This is a genomic window from Enterobacter sp. MGH 38 (assembly GCF_000492855.1).
GTDB classification, from domain to species: Bacteria; Pseudomonadota; Gammaproteobacteria; order Enterobacterales; family Enterobacteriaceae; genus Enterobacter; species Enterobacter hormaechei_C.
The window spans coordinates 2,314,590-2,331,584 of sequence record NZ_KI535608.1; the positions used below are offsets into that span (position 1 = coordinate 2,314,590).

The 16,995-nt window shown below is 57.7% G+C and carries 13 protein-coding genes; 6 read left to right on the top strand and 7 right to left on the bottom strand.

Features of this window, described 5'->3' with window-relative positions:
• Window positions 1-6 precede the first annotated feature (6 nt).
• A complete protein-coding gene (gene tkt, locus L384_RS00710) occupies window positions 7-1,995 on the top strand; it encodes a transketolase (RefSeq protein ID WP_022651557.1) in 1,989 nt (662 codons plus the stop codon).
• 59 nt (window positions 1,996-2,054) lie between these two features.
• Here tkt and L384_RS00705 read toward each other — a convergent pair whose 3' ends face one another.
• The 3 genes from L384_RS00705 to aegA form a co-directional block, all read right to left on the bottom strand.
• The gene (locus L384_RS00705; RefSeq protein WP_023325025.1) at window positions 2,055-3,098 is read right to left on the bottom strand and encodes a DUF1176 domain-containing protein; all 1,044 of its coding nucleotides are present in this window, start codon (window positions 3,096-3,098) and stop codon (window positions 2,055-2,057) included.
• Window positions 3,099-3,204: 106 nt separating this feature from the next.
• Complete coding sequence (gene nudK, locus L384_RS00700) at window positions 3,205-3,798, bottom strand: GDP-mannose pyrophosphatase NudK (RefSeq protein WP_003863554.1); 594 nt, start codon at window positions 3,796-3,798, stop codon at window positions 3,205-3,207.
• 67 nt (window positions 3,799-3,865) lie between these two features.
• The gene (gene aegA / locus L384_RS00695) at window positions 3,866-5,842 is read right to left on the bottom strand and encodes a formate-dependent uric acid utilization protein AegA (protein WP_023325026.1); all 1,977 of its coding nucleotides are present in this window, start codon (window positions 5,840-5,842) and stop codon (window positions 3,866-3,868) included.
• Between the two features lie 152 nt (window positions 5,843-5,994).
• Between aegA and narQ the strand changes: the two genes are divergently transcribed.
• Entirely contained in the window at window positions 5,995-7,689 is a 1,695-nt protein-coding gene (gene narQ / locus L384_RS00690) for a nitrate/nitrite two-component system sensor histidine kinase NarQ (RefSeq protein ID WP_023325027.1), read from the top strand.
• Window positions 7,690-7,830: 141 nt separating this feature from the next.
• Entirely contained in the window at window positions 7,831-10,944 is a 3,114-nt protein-coding gene (acrD, locus tag L384_RS00685; RefSeq protein ID WP_003863561.1) for a multidrug efflux RND transporter permease AcrD, read from the top strand.
• 110 nt (window positions 10,945-11,054) lie between these two features.
• Here acrD and ypfM read toward each other — a convergent pair whose 3' ends face one another.
• On the bottom strand, window positions 11,055-11,114 hold the full coding sequence (gene ypfM, locus L384_RS22600; RefSeq protein WP_015572204.1) for a protein YpfM: 60 nt from the start codon (window positions 11,112-11,114) through the stop codon (window positions 11,055-11,057).
• Between the two features lie 387 nt (window positions 11,115-11,501).
• Between ypfM and L384_RS00680 the strand changes: the two genes are divergently transcribed.
• Genes L384_RS00680 through L384_RS00670 form a run of 3 tightly spaced genes read left to right on the top strand, consistent with a single transcriptional unit; the run spans window position 11,502 to window position 13,211 of the window.
• Window positions 11,502-11,858, top strand: a complete 357-nt coding sequence (locus L384_RS00680; RefSeq protein ID WP_015572203.1) for an ArsC family reductase — start codon at window positions 11,502-11,504, stop codon at window positions 11,856-11,858.
• Between the two features lie 3 nt (window positions 11,859-11,861).
• Entirely contained in the window at window positions 11,862-12,989 is a 1,128-nt protein-coding gene (dapE, locus tag L384_RS00675; RefSeq protein WP_003863566.1) for a succinyl-diaminopimelate desuccinylase, read from the top strand.
• 24 nt (window positions 12,990-13,013) lie between these two features.
• Window positions 13,014-13,211, top strand: a complete 198-nt coding sequence (locus tag L384_RS00670) for a YpfN family protein (RefSeq protein WP_000383991.1) — start codon at window positions 13,014-13,016, stop codon at window positions 13,209-13,211.
• A 92-nt stretch (window positions 13,212-13,303) separates the two neighbouring features.
• On the opposite strand, the gene ypfH is transcribed toward L384_RS00670, so the two are convergent.
• The 3 genes from ypfH to L384_RS00655 all read right to left on the bottom strand — a co-directional run bounded on the left by ypfH (window position 13,304) and on the right by L384_RS00655 (window position 16,888).
• Window positions 13,304-13,999 (bottom strand): esterase, encoded by a 696-nt coding sequence (gene ypfH, locus L384_RS00665; RefSeq protein WP_023325028.1) that lies wholly within the window; start codon window positions 13,997-13,999, stop codon window positions 13,304-13,306.
• A gap of 73 nt (window positions 14,000-14,072) precedes the next feature.
• A complete protein-coding gene (locus tag L384_RS00660; protein ID WP_023325029.1) occupies window positions 14,073-16,019 on the bottom strand; it encodes a tRNA(Met) cytidine acetyltransferase TmcA in 1,947 nt (648 codons plus the stop codon).
• Window positions 16,019-16,888 (bottom strand): KPN_02809 family neutral zinc metallopeptidase, encoded by an 870-nt coding sequence (locus L384_RS00655; protein ID WP_023325030.1) that lies wholly within the window; start codon window positions 16,886-16,888, stop codon window positions 16,019-16,021. Before L384_RS00655 ends, L384_RS00660 begins: the two co-directional genes overlap by 1 nt.
• Window positions 16,889-16,995: the final 107 nt, after the last annotated feature.

Here is a 16,995-nt window from a genome sequence, read left to right on the forward strand (position 1 = left end):
TGAACTATGTCCCGTAAAGAGCTCGCCAACGCCATTCGCGCCCTCAGCATGGATGCCGTACAAAAAGCCAATTCCGGCCACCCTGGCGCCCCCATGGGTATGGCTGATATTGCCGAAGTGCTGTGGAACGACTTCCTCAAGCACAACCCGACCGATCCGACCTGGTACGATCGCGACCGTTTTATTCTCTCCAACGGTCACGCATCGATGCTGCTCTACAGCCTGCTGCACCTCTCCGGCTACGATCTGCCGCTTGAGGAGTTAAAAAACTTCCGCCAGCTGCACTCCAAAACGCCGGGCCACCCGGAGATCGGCTATACGCCGGGTGTTGAAACCACTACCGGCCCACTGGGCCAGGGGCTGGCGAATGCCGTCGGCCTGGCGATTGCAGAGCGTACGCTGGCCGCGCAGTTCAACCAGCCCGACCACGAGATTGTCGATCACTACACCTATGTCTTTATGGGTGATGGCTGCCTGATGGAGGGGATCTCCCACGAGGTCTGCTCGCTGGCGGGCACCCTGGGCCTGGGCAAGCTGATTGGCTTCTACGATCACAACGGTATCTCCATTGACGGGGAAACCGAGGGCTGGTTTACCGACGACACGGCAAAACGCTTTGAAGCCTATCACTGGCACGTGGTGCACGAGATCGACGGTCACGATCCTGAGGCGGTGAAAAAAGCGATTCAGGAAGCGCAGAGCGTGAAGGACAAACCGTCCCTGATCATCTGCCGCACCACCATCGGCTTCGGCTCGCCGAACAAAGCGGGCAAAGAAGAGGCGCACGGCGCGGCGCTGGGTGAAGAGGAAGTGGCGCTGACCCGCCAGAAACTGGGCTGGAAACACCCGGCCTTTGAGATCCCAAAAGAGATCTACAAGGCCTGGGATGCTCGCGAAACAGGTGAAAAAGCGCAGCAGGCCTGGAACGAGAAGTTTGCCGCTTACAAAAAAGCGTATCCGGATCTGGCGGCTGAGTTTACCCGCCGCATGAGCGGCGGCCTGCCGGAAGACTGGGAAGAGAAAACCCAGGCGCTGATTGAAAACCTGCAATCCAACCCGGCGAAAATTGCCACCCGTAAGGCATCACAAAACACCCTGAACGCAATTGGCCCAATCCTGCCCGAACTGCTGGGCGGATCGGCGGATCTGGCGCCAAGTAACCTTACCATCTGGTCCGGCTCTAAATCCCTGAAGGAGGACATTGCCGGGAACTACATCCACTACGGCGTGCGCGAGTTCGGGATGACCGCCATTGCCAACGGCATCGCCCACCATGGCGGCTTCGTGCCGTACACCGCTACCTTCCTGATGTTTGTCGAATATGCCCGTAACGCGGCGCGTATGGCGGCTCTGATGAAGGCGCGGCAAATCATGGTGTACACCCACGACTCCATCGGACTGGGTGAAGATGGGCCGACGCACCAGGCGGTAGAGCAGCTGGCGAGCCTGCGCCTGACGCCAAACTTCAGTACCTGGCGTCCGTGCGATCAGGTTGAAGCGGCAGTGGGCTGGAAGCTGGCCGTAGAGCGTCATAACGGACCCACGGCGCTGATCCTGTCGCGCCAGAACCTGGCGCAGATCGAGCGCACGCCGGAGCAGGTGAAAAATATCGCCCGCGGCGGGTACATCCTGAAAGACAGCGGCGGCAAGCCAGACGTGATCCTGATTGCCACCGGTTCAGAGGTGGAAATCACGGTAAAAGCGGCGGAGAAACTAACCGCCGAGGGTCACGCGGTGCGCGTGGTTTCCCTGCCTTCAACGGATATCTTTGATGCCCAGGATGAGGCGTACCGCGAATCGGTGCTGCCTTCAAACGTCGCGGCGCGCGTGGCGGTTGAAGCTGGCATTGCCGACTACTGGTACAAATATGTGGGTCTGAAAGGGGCGATTGTCGGCATGAAGGGTTACGGTGAATCCGCCCCGGCCGATAAGCTGTTCCCGTACTTCGGCTTTACCGTTGAGAACGTAGTGGAGAAGGCGCTGAGCGTGCTGTAGTGCGATCTGCGTTGCCGGGTGGCGGCTGCGCCTGACCCGGCCTACAAATCGGCAAAACCCTACCTTGTGATCCACAGCGTGGGCCAGGCATCTGGCCCATTCCAGTTATCACAGCTTGGCTCTTCCGCGTAGCGTACCAGACGGAAGCGCTGGCCGTTAAAACGCCAGCGGGTCTGGATCCCACAGTCGCCAATCCCGCGTCCCAGCGCCAGCGTGGTCAGCTCGCGCGTTTTTTCATCGAAGCTGGCATTCATCAGCTCCATGTCGCTACTCTGGCTGGAAGGGGTAAACGGCAGACGCAATCTCACGCTCCTGGCCGCAAACGGTTTTTTACGCGACACCAGCCACGCCAGGTCGACGGTGTTGTACGCCCCCGCCTCACAGCTGATGATCATCAGCGCTTTGTCATCGGTCAGCGCGGTCACGCGCACCTCACGCCGGTTCGGATCGAGAGAGCACTGGCTGTGGTTCATGCGCCAGTTACCGTAATCCAGCAGATTGTTCAATTCGTTATGCGTCAGCGGCGTTGGCGTGGGGTTCACCACCGCCACCTTTTTTAATGCCGGCGCAGGCGGCACGCTCAGCGGTGGACTATCCCCTTTTTTAATCCATGCCGTTTCACTTCCGACGCGTTTTTGCTGGGCATCGATAAACAGCAGCGCCGCTTTCAGCCCGGCCAGAGAGATTGTCTGCTTCCCCCCGCGCAGAGTCAGCGCCTGACCTTCCTGAATGGTTTTCAGAAACGTGGTGATGGTGCCCGTATCGTCTGTTTTAAGATGCCAGGGGGTTAACTGCCAGTGTTGCGACGTGAGTTTAAGCGGCACATTGTCGAGCAGCAGGCGCGGGGCGATGTCAGGCTCTTTCACCGGAGGCGCCGAAAGCCCACCGAGATCAATGCGCAGGCTGGCGTCCGTTTTTGCCCCCGCACTGCGGCTCAGCGACATGACCAGACCGCGATGCTCGCCAGTGTTGCGCGCTACGCAGAAGTTCTGGTTATTGCAGGTCACCTGCCAGTCTGAAAAAGACTGCTGCGCAGGCGCAGCCCACACCCGAGGCGCGGGAAGCACGCAAATGAAGAAGATAAGAAAAACGCAGTAGCGCATGAACGGCACAGCCCCGCAAACGAATAGGTCAATCTGGGGCGTATCTTCGTGCCCTGGGCGGGCTGGCTCAATCGGATTTATCGGATAGATTTATCTGAAATACAACTTATCGCGCTTCCGCCGCGGCATTCATCAGCCCGCTGGTTTGCAGATATTGCAACAGGATCACCGCTTTACCGTCGCGGATCTCGCCGCGTTTCACCATGTCAACAGCCTTAGCGAAAGGCATTTCCAGCACTTCAATGTCTTCGTCGTCCACGCCACCGCCCCGGTGCGTGCGCTGGGCATCGGTATATTCCGCAATGAAGAAGTGGATCAGCTCGGTGACCCCGCCAGGGGACATAAACAGCTCAAAGACTTTCTGCACCGTCCCCACCTCAAAACCCGTCTCTTCAATGGCTTCTTTGCGGATACACACTTCCGGCTCATCGTCGTCCAGCAGACCTGCACAGGTTTCAATCAGACGTCCGTCCGCGTTGCCATTGACCCATGTCGCGATGCGAAACTGGCGGATCAGCACTACGCTTTGCTTTTCACGGTTATACAGCAGAATGGTTGCACCATTGCCCCGGTCGTAGACTTCGCGTTTATGGCGAATGACGTCCCCGTTCTTACGGGTGAGATCGTAAGTGATGTTACGCAGGACAAAGTAATTTTCAGAAAGGATTTTGTCTTTAATAACGCTAATGTTCAGAGACATACGGGCTCCACGGCAAAATGAGTCTGTTTATACTACGCTGTGAAGCCCGCTTTGTCGCCCGTCTGCGTTAATGCATGTTGCGCGGCGGCACGCCAAGCCAGTCCATGATCCCCTGCGCGGCATGGCGCCCTTCCGCCATCGCGGTGACCACCAGATCTGCACCGCGTACCGCATCACCGCCAGCAAAAATCTGCGGATTCGAGGTCTGGTAGCGATAACGGCTCTCCACGGAGGCCCTGATGCGCCCCCAGTCGTCGGTGTCGACGCCCTGCGCCTGAAGCCACGGCATGGCGTGCGGATTAAACCCAAACGCCATGATCACCGCATCCGCTGGCATGACAAACTCACTGCCCGCCACCGGGACAGGACGACGCCGCCCCTGCGCATCCGGCTCGCCCAGACGGGTGCGCAGCATCCGGATACCGTTGACCTTCCCGTCGGTATCCAGCGTGAGCTCAACCGGCTGGACATTAAATTCAAAGGCCGCGCCCTCTTCTTTCGCGTTTTTAACCTCTTTCTTTGAGCCCGGCATGTTGGCCTCGTCCCGCCGATAGGCGCAGGTGACTTTCGCCGCGCCATGTCGCAGCGCGGTGCGTACGCAGTCCATCGCCGTATCGCCCCCGCCCAGCACCACCACGTTTAACCCCTGCGTGTCGATAAACGGCTCGTCTGCGGCAGGGTCAAGGCCCATCACGTTCCGCGTGTTCGCCACTAAAAACGGCAGCGCGTCGTACACGCCCGGCGCGTCTTCGTGAGGGATACCCGCTTTCATGGAACGATAGGTCCCTACGCCGATGAACAGGGCATCGTAGTCGTTTTGCAGTTGGGCCATCGATACGTCTTTTCCCACCTCGCAGTTCAGCTCGAAGCGGATGCCCATCGCGCTGAATATCTCTCTGCGCCGCGCTAACAGGGATTTATCCAGCTTGAAGGCCGGAATACCAAAGGTCAGCAATCCGCCGATTTCCGGATGGCGATCGTAGACCGTCACACCGACGCCGCTGCGCACCAGTACGTCGGCGCAGGCCAGCCCTGCCGGACCGGCACCGATGATGGCGACGCGCTTACCGACCGGTTTAACGTGGCTGACGTCCGGCGTCCAGCCCATCGCCAGCGCCCGATCCGAGATATACCGTTCGATATTCCCGATGGTTACCGCCCCTGACGCATCCCGCAGGGTGCAGGCGCCTTCACATAATCGATCCTGTGGACAGACGCGGCCGGTAATTTCCGGTAAACAGTTAGTCTGGTGAGAAAGCTCAGCCGCACCGATGATATCCCCCGCCCTGATCCGCTCAATCCACTGTGGAATATGGTTATGCAGCGGGCAGGTCCACTCGCAAATGCTGTGGTCGCCACATTTCAGGCACCGGGATGCTTCGCGCTGCGCCTGTTCCGGGCGAAACGGCAGGTAGATCTCGTTAAAATGACCTGCGCGCGCGTCGGGGCTGAGCTTATCCGGCTCACCGCGCGCCGGGGTGTTTTGCATCTGTTGCCGTTTGGTTTGCGGAGGGACTGACTGAACCGCCTCGCTGTGCCACGGCAGCGCGTCCAGCCTTGCGCTGCGCTGTCGGCGCTGTTTAACCAGCTTATCCAGCACGGCTGGGGTGGCGAGCGTAAGCACCTCTGCCGGGCAGTTTTCAACGCAGGCCGGGCCTTGCGGCCTTTCCAGGCAGAGGTCGCATTTGTGCGCCGAGGCCTTTACGCTGTCGTTTTCCAGCGGGGCGATCAGCATGTCCATCGTGCCAAACGGACAGGCCACCACGCAGGCTTTACAGCCAATGCATTTTTGTTGATTGACCTGTACGCTGTCGCTGTGTTGCGTGATGGCTCCGTTCGGGCAGCTTTGCGCGCAGGGCGCGTTTTCACAGTGGTGGCAGGTCACGGGGCTTTTTCGCAAGCCTGAGGTAAGGACCGTAATGCGGGGATGAAAATGGCGCTCGCTCAGCGCGTGCTGCTCCCCGTTGTGCGCCATCACACAGGCAACTTCGCAGGTGCGACAACCGATACACTGTTGAGCGTTGGCCATAATAAAACGATTCATAACAACACCTGTTTTTGGTTCAATAACCTTATTCTTTCTATTGTTATCGTATTTACCCACAGTGGCATGGCGACGCAATGTTCAAATGCCCTGGAAGGCGAACTATTTCCAGTGAACCTGTGGCAGATCAATTTAATTCAGGAAGCCGATGAGTGACCGTTAAACGCCCCGTATCGGGAAGCCTGGCCCGGGCTTTCTTTTCGATGATTGTCTTGTCCGTTCTGATCAGCGCCATTGCGCTGGTTACACTCGCCAGCAGCCAGCGCGACGCCGAGGCGATTAACATTGCCGGTTCGCTGCGTATGCAGAGCTACCGCCTGGGCTACGAGTTGCAGCGCGCCAGCCCGTCGCTGGCGGAGCACCGTGCGTTCTGGCAGAAAACGCTGAGCGCGCCTGCGTTGCGGAAGCTAAACCGCTGGTATGTGCCACAGGACGTCAAACAGCGTTACCAGCAGTTGCAGCTTGGCTGGCAGGAGATGAACACGCGAATCGCCAGCGGCGATACCGGGTGGTATCAGAGCCACATTGAGGATTTTGTGGGCCGGATAGATGCCTTTGTGCTGGCGCTACAGCACTACACCGAACATAAAATTCAGCTGGTGATTTTCATGTCGCTGACGGGCGGCCTGGGCATCCTGCTGCTGGCGGTGGTGACCCTGCGGCGCATCCGCCGTCAGGTTGTGCTGCCGCTGAATAATCTGGTGGCAGCGAGCGAACGTATCGAACAGGGGCAGTTCGACACCCCCGCACCGGATATTATGCTTCCCAACGAGCTGGGCCAGCTTTCCCGCGCCTTCAACCATATGTCGGCGGAATTACACACCCTGTACCGTTCCCTGGAGCACTCCGTTGCCGAAAAAACCCGCCACCTGAATGAAGCGCATCAGCAGCTTGAAATGCTGTTCAAATGCTCACAGGCGTTGAATACCGGGCAGATAGACAGCCACTGCTTCCGGCATATTTTGCAGATTGTGCATGACTATACGCAGATGAATTACCTGCAATTGCGCACCAGTGACGACTGGCAGCTTTACGAAGGACAGGAGTCCCCGGGCGAGAAAATGCACAATTTACCGGTATTGATGCAGGACACCCTGTACGGCGAACTGCGCTGGCAAAGCGCGACCGGGGATGTTCCGCTGCCGCTCATGGAAAGCGTGGCGACGATGCTGGGCCGGGGGCTCTATTTCAATCAGGCGCAGAAACATTATCAGCAGTTGCTGCTGATGGAAGAGCGCGCCACCATCGCGCGCGAGTTGCATGATTCGCTGGCGCAGGTGCTCTCCTTTTTGCGTATTCAGCTTACGCTGCTGAAGCATGCCGTGCCGGGCGACAATGCCCCGGCGCAGGCCATCATTACGGACTTCTCCCGCGAGCTGAATAACGCCTGGCATCAGCTACGCGAGCTGCTCACCACCTTCCGCCTGACGCTCAATCACGCCAATCTTCCTGCCGCGCTACAGGAGTCTCTTGACGGGTTGCAAAGCCAGACCAGCGCGAAGTTGGTGCTCGACTGCCGTCTCTCATCGCTGGCGCTGGACGCGCAAAAACAGGTGCACCTCTTACAGATTGTGCGTGAGGCAGTGCTGAATGCGATTAAACATGCCGACGCGAGCGAGATTGTGGTCAGCTGCGTCACCACCGCGGACGGCACTCACACAGTCACGATCCGCGACAACGGTATTGGTATCGGCGACGCCAGTGAACCGCCGGGGCATTACGGGCTGAATATCATGCGCGAACGCGCGGGACGGCTCGGCGGGACATTACACTTTTCTCAGCCGCCACAGGGTGGGACACAGGTCAGCGTAACGTTCCGGACGCCTGCGGCGCAGGCTGAAAAATAGTGGGAAAGAAGGCGCGCTGAAAAAAGCGCATGATAATTTACATTATCTCCTTTATTTCTCCACGTTTGACCTGGGCCTTACCGCTAAAGTTAGGCGGGCAATAAACAATAATGACGTGCAGCAAAACGAGGTCACACTTTAATGGCGAATTTTTTCATCGATCGCCCCATTTTTGCCTGGGTGCTTGCAATCCTGTTGTGTCTGACGGGTGTCCTGGCGATTACTTCCCTTCCTGTTGAGCAATACCCCGACCTCGCGCCCCCCAACGTGCGTATCACGGCGAACTATCCTGGCGCCTCGGCACAGACGCTGGAAAATACCGTCACGCAGGTTATCGAGCAGAACATGACGGGTCTTGATAACCTGATGTACATGTCCTCGCAGAGCAGTGCCACGGGCCAGGCGACGGTAACCCTGAGCTTTACGGCGGGCACGGATCCGGATGAAGCGGTGCAGCAGGTGCAAAACCAGCTGCAATCGGCCCTGCGTAAACTGCCTCAGGCGGTGCAGAACCAGGGGGTGACCGTGCGTAAAACCGGTGACACCAATATTTTGACCATCGCGTTTGTTTCAACCGATGGCTCGATGGATAAGCAGGACATCGCGGACTACGTCGCCAGTAATATTCAGGACCCGCTCAGCCGTATCAACGGCGTGGGGGATATCGACGCCTACGGCTCGCAGTACTCCATGCGTATCTGGCTGGATCCCAACAAGCTGAACAGCGTGCAGATGACCGCCAAAGATGTCACCGACGCTATCGAATCGCAGAACGCCCAGATTGCCGTGGGGCAGCTCGGCGGTACGCCGTCCGTGGACAACCAGGCGCTTAACGCCACCATCAACTCCCAGTCGCTGCTCCAGACACCTGACCAGTTCCGCAATATTACTCTGCGCGTGAATCAGGACGGTTCGGAAGTGCGTCTGGGGGATGTCGCCACCGTGGAAATGGGGGCGGAAAAATATGACTACCTGAGTCGCTTTAACGGCAATGCCGCGTCCGGACTGGGGGTAAAACTGGCCTCCGGCGCCAACGAAATGGCGACCGCGCAGCGGGTGTTAGAGCGTCTGGATGAACTGTCGCATTACTTCCCGCACGGACTGGAGTACAAAGTCGCCTACGAAACCACCTCATTCGTAAAAGCCTCCATCGAAGATGTGGTGAAAACCCTGCTCGAAGCTATCGCGCTGGTGTTCCTCGTGATGTACCTGTTCCTGCAAAACTTCCGCGCCACGCTGATCCCCACCATTGCGGTGCCGGTGGTGCTGCTGGGAACCTTTGCGGTGCTGTATGCCTTCGGTTACAGCATCAACACCCTGACCATGTTCGCCATGGTGCTGGCCATCGGCCTGCTGGTGGATGATGCCATCGTGGTGGTGGAAAACGTCGAGCGCATTATGAGCGAGGAAGGGCTTTCGCCCCGCGAGGCCACGCGCAAATCGATGGGACAAATTCAGGGCGCGCTGGTCGGTATCGCCATGGTGCTGTCGGCGGTATTTATCCCGATGGCATTTTTTGGCGGCACCACGGGCGCGATTTATCGCCAGTTCTCGATCACCATCGTCTCTGCAATGGTGCTCTCCGTACTCGTGGCAATGATCCTTACCCCTGCCCTGTGCGCGACGCTGCTCAAACCGCTGCATAAGGGCGAACACCACGGTCAAAAAGGCTTCTTCGGCTGGTTTAACCGCATGTTTAACCGCAATGCGGCGCGCTATGAAGCGGGCGTGGGTAAAGTACTGCACCGCAGCGTGCGCTGGATGGTGGTTTATGTCCTGCTGCTCGGCGGCATGGTCTTCCTGTTCCTGCGGCTGCCAACCTCGTTCCTGCCGCTGGAAGATCGCGGCATGTTTATTACTTCCGTACAGTTACCGAGCGGCTCGACCCAGCAGCAGACCCTGAAAGTGGTGCAGAAGGTTGAGAACTACTTCCATACTCAGGAGAAAGATAACGTGGTCTCGGTCTTCTCCACCGTCGGCTCTGGCCCCGGCGGTAACGGGCAGAACGTGGCGCGTATGTTTGTGCGCCTGAAAGACTGGGACCAGCGCGACAGCGATACCGGCTCCTCCTTTGCCATCATTGAGCGTGCAACCAAAGCGTTCAACAAAATCAAGGAAGCGCGCGTTTTCGCCAGCAGCCCGCCCGCCATCAGCGGCCTGGGCAGCTCAGCCGGGTTTGATATGGAGCTTCAGGATCACGCGGGTGCCGGGCATGACGCGTTGATGGCTGCTCGCGATAAACTGCTCGAGCTGGCCGGGAAAGATCCGCAGCTTACCCGCGTTCGTCATAACGGTCTGGATGACAGCCCTCAGCTACAGGTAGATATTGACCAGCGTAAAGCGCAGGCGCTGGGCGTCTCCATCGACGACATTAACGACACCCTGCAAACGGCATGGGGCTCAAGCTACGTAAATGACTTTATGGATCGCGGCCGCGTGAAGAAGGTCTACGTTCAGTCTGCCGCCAAATACCGCATGCTGCCGGACGATATCAACCGCTGGTATGTGCGCAATAACACCGGCGGCATGGTGCCGTTCTCGGCGTTTGCGACGTCACGCTGGGAGACCGGTTCGCCGCGTCTGGAGCGTTACAACGGCTATTCGGCGCTGGAGATTGTCGGTGAAGCCGCGCCGGGCGTCAGTACCGGTACCGCAATGGACATTATGGAAAAACTGGTTCAGCAGTTACCGACCGGCTTTGGCCTGGAGTGGACGGCGATGTCCTACCAGGAACGGCTTTCCGGCGCTCAGGCGCCTGCCCTGTATGCTCTTTCGCTGCTGGTGGTATTCCTCTGCCTGGCGGCGCTGTATGAAAGCTGGTCAGTGCCGTTCTCGGTGATGCTGGTGGTGCCTCTCGGGGTCATCGGCGCGCTGCTGGCAACCTGGATGCGCGGCCTGGAAAATGATGTCTATTTCCAGGTCGGACTCCTCACCGTGATCGGATTGTCGGCAAAAAACGCCATTCTGATCGTCGAATTTGCCAATGAGATGAATGCCAAAGGTCACGAACTGATGGCCGCCACGCTGCACGCCTGTCGTCAGCGCCTGCGTCCGATCCTGATGACCTCTCTGGCGTTTGTGTTTGGCGTCCTGCCGATGGCCACCAGCTCCGGCGCAGGCTCCAGCAGCCAGCACGCAGTGGGTACGGGCGTTATGGGGGGAATGATATCCGCGACGATACTGGCTATCTATTTCGTACCGCTGTTCTTTGTGCTGATACGTCGTCGTTTCCCGCTGAAGGATAAGCCGGAATAACCCGTTGAAATAAAAAAAGGCGGCTTTACAGGCCGCCTTTTTATTGTGTGATTCTTTCACACTATGGTTATTTTAGTTAATTAAGTGCTCTTGCATTTCTTACCGGAAATTCATTTACGAAGCATGCCTTCGATAAAATCTTTCCAGTTCCCCAGTTCACGTTCAATCATAACAACCTCTCTTATTATTATGCGCATTCTACGAAAACGTATCATCATTGTGAAGCCACTTTAACCGATTGCTGTGATTGAGCCCTGCTGTACTGGTAGGTTTAGGATCACTATGAGCGTTGCCGGTTAAATTTTATGTGACCTACAGCAATATTTTGAAATAGTCGGAAAAATGACAGCATTTTTAATTTCCCCCTGAGTTTATTGGCAATTTAAACAGGGTGGACAACTATGCTTAAAAGATGAAAGACTATTCAGCTTACAGCTGTTCGTTGAATTATGGAGAATTGTAAATCCCGAAAAATTCCGAATGTGTTATATTCCACTTAAGGATATATCTTCGAAAATATTGAACATTAAATCCACAAAAGAACAAAAGGATTCACTATGGTTGTGATGTACGGCATTAAGAATTGCGACACGATTAAAAAAGCCCGCCGCTGGCTGGAAGCACACAACATCGACTATCGCTTCCACGATTACCGTGCCGACGGGCTTGACCCCGCGTTTCTCCATTCCGCCATCAACGAACTGGGATGGGAAGCGCTGCTGAATACCCGCGGGACCACCTGGCGAAAACTGGATGAATCTCTCCGGGCCACGATCAACGACGCCGACAGCGCAGCCAAATTGATGCTTGAAATGCCGGCAATCATCAAACGCCCATTGCTCTGCAAGCCAGGTCAGCCTATGCTGCTGGGTTTCAGTGAAACCCTTTATTCAGATTTATTCGTTGAGGTGTAGTCTATGTCATGCCCGGTCATTGAGCTGACTCAGCAGCTTATTCGCCGTCCTTCCCTTAGCCCGGACGACGCAGGTTGTCAGGCATTAATGATTGAGCGCCTGCGTGCCATCGGTTTTACCGTGGAGCACATGGATTTTGGCGATACGCAGAACTTCTGGGCATGGCGCGGTCAGGGGGAGACGCTGGCGTTTGCCGGACATACTGACGTAGTTCCCGCGGGCGACGCAGACCGCTGGATCAACCCGCCTTTTGAGCCGACCATCCGCGACGGCATGCTTTTCGGACGCGGCGCTGCGGACATGAAAGGTTCCCTGGCTGCGATGGTCGTGGCGGCAGAGCGTTTCGTCGCCCAGCATCCGAACCATAAAAACCGTCTTGCGTTTTTGATTACCTCCGACGAAGAAGCCAGCGCCCATAACGGCACCGTGAAGGTCGTTGAGGCGCTGATGGCGCGCAATGAACGTCTGGACTACTGTCTGGTGGGCGAACCGTCCAGCACCGAAGTGGTGGGCGATGTTGTGAAAAATGGCCGCCGTGGATCCCTGACCTGCAATTTGACTATTCATGGCGTGCAGGGCCACGTTGCCTATCCGCACCTGGCGGATAACCCGGTACACCGCGCCGCGCCGATGCTGAACGAACTTGTGAGCATTGAATGGGATAAAGGCAATGAATTTTTCCCGCCAACCAGCATGCAGATAGCCAACATCAAGGCTGGCACCGGCAGCAACAACGTCATTCCCGGCGATCTCTTCGTCCAGTTTAACTTCCGCTTCAGCACCGAACTGACTGACGAGATGATCAAAGCGCGAGTGATTGCGCTGCTCGAGAAATATCAGCTGCGCTATACCCTCGACTGGTGGCTGTCTGGCCAGCCGTTCCTGACGCAGCGCGGTAAACTGGTGGATGCGGTAGTGAACGCCATTGCGCACTATAATGAAATTAAGCCACAACTGCTGACAACGGGCGGCACGTCTGACGGACGCTTTATCGCCCGCATGGGCGCACAGGTTGTCGAACTGGGTCCGGTTAACGCGACGATTCACAAAATCAATGAATGCGTGAACGCTGCCGATTTACAACTGCTGGCCCGCATGTATCAACGTATTATGGAGCAACTCGTCGCCTGACGGGTGCTTAAAGAGGATTAGCGAATGGACTGGCTTTCAAAGTACTGGTGGATTCTGGTGTTGGTATTTCTGGTAGGCGTGCTGCTTAACGTGATTAAAGATCTCAAGCGCGTTGACCACAAAAAGTTCCTTGCCAACAAACCGGATCTTCCGCCGCACCGTGATTTTAACGACAAGTGGGACGATGAAGACGACTGGCCGAAGAAGGACCAGAAGAAGTAATTGTACACACCCCTCACCCCCGGCCCCTCTCCCCAGAGGGACGAGGGGGGTTTTGTTCCCTCTGGGGAGAGGGTTAGGGTGAGGGGAAATGTTTAAATAAACTCGACGATATCATCGTCATTCGGCTTAGCGCCGCTGAGCGCTTCATCAAAGTAGTGCTTCGGTACGGTATAACGCAGATGATCGAGCGCGAACTGCATGCTGCGATCGTCAATGGCATGCCCCAGATCGTCTACAATATCCAGCGTCACATCTCCACCCTCGCGCATCAGCGTCTCCTGGGCAGCTACTGCATGCGAAAGCTCAATTACCCGGTCTTCCCCCCCATGAATGAGATGGATCGTGGTCTGCGTGGTCGCGCTTTGCGGTAACGTCGCAAAACGCCCGTTAAAGGCAATCACGCGGGACACCAGTCCGGGCTGCGCTTTTACGCTTTCCAGCGACATGATTGAGCCCTGAGAGAAGCCAATCAGCGCCGTTGCGTCGGCGCCTACGCCGCTCTGCTGCTGCCAGTAACGCACGGTATCGATAAAGGCTGGCATAACGGCATCAATACGCGCCTGACGATTCTCCTCCGTCACGCCCTCGACGGAAAACCACTGCCGACCGTCCGGACCGCACGGCTCCACGCCGCCGATGCTGACGATCAGCGCGTGTGGGAAAACGGGTGCAAACCAGCTGCCAATCTGTCCCATATTGACGGCATTGTCGCCCACGCCCTGAAACAGAAGCAGGAGCTGTTTAGCAGGCGTATCCGGGCTTTGCACAACAAAATGGTCATGTTTCATGGCGATCTCCTTAATTGATAAGCAGGATTTTACGCCTCTGCGGGGTAATGACCATGCCACTTTACTGAAGAAGTCATTGAAAAAATTGCCATTGCAAAATGTCGGCTTTCAGCTGCTGGCTACGGGAGTAATCAAGCCTTTCAAGCGCGTGTGCGGTTTCCTCGCGTAGCTTCGCCAGCAACGCTTTGCGCCCGAAATCGTGCGTATTCCCTTCCATTTTCCCGCGCAGCGCCGGGAGTGGGATGTCCACGGCTAACACCAATCGCGTTAACGCCGCAACCGAGGTTGAAAACGCCCGGTGAGCAAAGGCAAACCCCGCCAGCTCCAGCCAGTCATCACTATTAAGGGTAGCTTCCCATGCATCCGTCACCGGGATCTTTTCGCCATTCCAGGCCGACAGGACGCGCATATCACGACATAAACGCTGATGCGCCTGTTCGCAGAGCTGATGCCCCGCCTCGCTCAGCGGCAGCAACGCCATCGCCGTATAGCACCCGCTGCTGGCTTCCCGGTGGCTGCCCATCCGCACCAGCACAAACCCGCACTGCCGCCAGAAACGCCACAGCTCGTCTGTATAGCCAAAGCTGACCGAGAGATAATCTTCTCCGCTGGCACTGCGGATCAGCCGCTGGCCGATGCCTTCCCGCTGGCGATGGGGATGAACCGCAATGCGGCTGACGCGTCGGCCTTTCAGCGTCGCCGCGAGCGGCGAACCGCCGTGCGCCGCCAGCGACTGCGCCACCAGATTTCCACGCGGCCGACGAAACCCCGCCCATACTGCGCGGCTAAGTTCAGGGGGTAATCCCCCCTCCTCCACCAGCCAGAGCGCGCCAGCGATCTCCGCGCCCGCCTGAGCAACAGCAAAGTGCTGGCCGGGGGCGTCCATCATCCGGCGTAAATCGAGGGGGGACGTTCGGTAGTGCGCGGCACAAAGCAGTTCATACACGCCTGCCCCGCGCGCCGGATCGCTCTCCCATATCCCGGGCTCCAGCGACGTTAAACGTACCTCCCCTGCCGGTTTGCGATCGATAAGCGCATCGTCGAACAGCAGCGCGTTCGCCACTATCCGCTCAAGGGGGCATCCGGTAGCCCAGCGAACTGGCGTGGATAAGGTATAACGCCGCAGCCCGCTGAACCGGGCGCAGAACTTCAGCAGGAATCCCCTGCCCGTGCCTTCATAACCCTGCACCGTGGTGGTCAGCAACACGCGGGGAAAGCGCGACGCCAGCTTCTCCAGCAGCGGGCCGGGGATAGCGGCTGCCTCATCGACAATCAGCCAGTCAGCTTCTGTGGTGGAGGCCAGCAGCGCATCCGGGGCCATAAAGTGAAAACGTTCCCCGGCGAAACGCGCGATGACATCCGTCGCCCCTTTTGCCGGTGCCGTCACTACTGCACTCCCCTGAATGCCGCTCAGCAACATGCCCGCCAGGGCGGACTTTCCGCGTCCGCGCGGCGCCGTCACGGCGGCCACGCCCGCAGACATGGTCAGAAGAGCGTCGAGGATTTCAGCCTGCTCGCGCTGCGGTTCACCGCTGGCGGGCTGCCAGGCGGGTAAATCTGGCGCAACGGGAAGGCACAGAGGACGATGTTGATGCCAGACGATGGCATCTGAATCGGCGGCAAGCATCCGACAAAAGTGGTGAACAAAGTGCGGGGTGGCGATCGGCTCTGCGCTGTCGCTCCAGCGCAGAGAATCCCTGTCGGGCCTGTCGGCCCAGACGGAGAACGGCGGCACCAGCAGCACCAGAAGGCTTCCGGCGCGCAGGGTCCCGCTGAGGGCGGCGAAGGCCGAGACGTCAAACCCGTCTCGCGCGTCAAAAACGGCGTGCAGGTATTCACGTCCCAGCAGGCCGCTGATGGCCTTAGAGGGGTTTTCCTCCAGCCACAGCCAGTCTCCTGGTAACGTATCGCGCAGATGGGTCACCTGGCTCAACGTCCACGCTTCATCGCCGCTGAGCACCACCAGCCGGCGGTGCCCGGTACGCTGAAGCTGGTTAACCAGCTGTTCAAACCCCAACATCACATAGCTTTGCCGAAGGTATTACACTGCGACGGGTTGCCGCTGTCGAAGCCACGCTTAAACCAGCTGTAGCGCTGCTCTGAGGTGCCATGGGTAAAGCTGTCCGGCACAACGCGCCCCTGGCTCTGCTGCTGCAAGCGATCGTCACCAATCGCCTGTGCGGCATTCAGGGCCTCTTCCAGATCGCCTGTTTCCAGCACGCCCTGCTGCTGCATGCTGTGTCCCCAGACGCCAGCGAAGCAGTCGGCCTGAAGCTCCATGCGTACGGAAAGACGATTCATCTCCGCCTGAGACGCATTCTGCTGCATCTGACGCACTTTAGGCTCAATGCCGAGGAGCTTCTGCACATGGTGGCCGACTTCATGCGCGATCACGTAGCCCTGGGCAAAATCGCCGTCGGCGCCCAGCTTGCTTTTCATGTCGTCATAGAAGGAGAGATCGATATAGACGGTGCTGTCCGCCGGGCAGTAGAACGGCCCCATAACGGACTGCCCGGTGCCACAGCCGGTGCGGGTTGCGCCCCGGTACATCACCAGTTTTGGAGGCTGATAAGTCCGCCCCATTTTTTCGAACTGCTGACCCCAGGTATCTTCGGTCGTCGCGAGAATAACGGAAGTAAATTTCGCCGCTTCATCTTCATTCGGGCTGATGGAGCGCTGAGAATACTGCTGCTGTTGCCCGGTTTCACCGGTCATCAAACCGGTCAGGTCGACACCGTAGTAGCCCGCCACCAGCACGACGACCAGCAGAATAATACCGCCCTTGCCGCTGGGTAACCGGAAACCTGGCCCGCCCATAGACGGACCACCGCCACCACTGCTGCGTCTGTCTTCTACGTTGTCACTTTCACGACGCCCTTGCCAGCGCATAAACACCTCGAACTATTCCATTTATAATAGCTATGATCGTAGGCGGTTAATGAAAGGATTACCATAGTAAACAAGGATAAGACGCCAAAGGATGCCAACATCCTTTG

What these genes read in the sequence shown, in the direction of transcription:
- L384_RS00670 (WP_000383991.1), top strand. Translation starts at nt 13,014, where the DNA reads ATGGACTGGCTTTCAAAGTACTGGTGGATTCTGGTGTTGGTATTTCTG.
- L384_RS00655 (WP_023325030.1), bottom strand. Translation starts at nt 16,888, where the DNA reads ATGCGCTGGCAAGGGCGTCGTGAAAGTGACAACGTAGAAGACAGACGC.
- L384_RS00660 (WP_023325029.1), bottom strand. Translation starts at nt 16,019, where the DNA reads ATGTTGGGGTTTGAACAGCTGGTTAACCAGCTTCAGCGTACCGGGCAC.
- nudK (WP_003863554.1), bottom strand. Translation starts at nt 3,798, where the DNA reads ATGTCTCTGAACATTAGCGTTATTAAAGACAAAATCCTTTCTGAAAAT.
- aegA (WP_023325026.1), bottom strand. Translation starts at nt 5,842, where the DNA reads ATGAATCGTTTTATTATGGCCAACGCTCAACAGTGTATCGGTTGTCGC.
- ypfH (WP_023325028.1), bottom strand. Translation starts at nt 13,999, where the DNA reads ATGAAACATGACCATTTTGTTGTGCAAAGCCCGGATACGCCTGCTAAA.
- L384_RS00705 (WP_023325025.1), bottom strand. Translation starts at nt 3,098, where the DNA reads ATGCGCTACTGCGTTTTTCTTATCTTCTTCATTTGCGTGCTTCCCGCG.
- dapE (WP_003863566.1), top strand. Translation starts at nt 11,862, where the DNA reads ATGTCATGCCCGGTCATTGAGCTGACTCAGCAGCTTATTCGCCGTCCT.
- tkt (WP_022651557.1), top strand. Translation starts at nt 7, where the DNA reads ATGTCCCGTAAAGAGCTCGCCAACGCCATTCGCGCCCTCAGCATGGAT.
- L384_RS00680 (WP_015572203.1), top strand. Translation starts at nt 11,502, where the DNA reads ATGGTTGTGATGTACGGCATTAAGAATTGCGACACGATTAAAAAAGCC.
- acrD (WP_003863561.1), top strand. Translation starts at nt 7,831, where the DNA reads ATGGCGAATTTTTTCATCGATCGCCCCATTTTTGCCTGGGTGCTTGCA.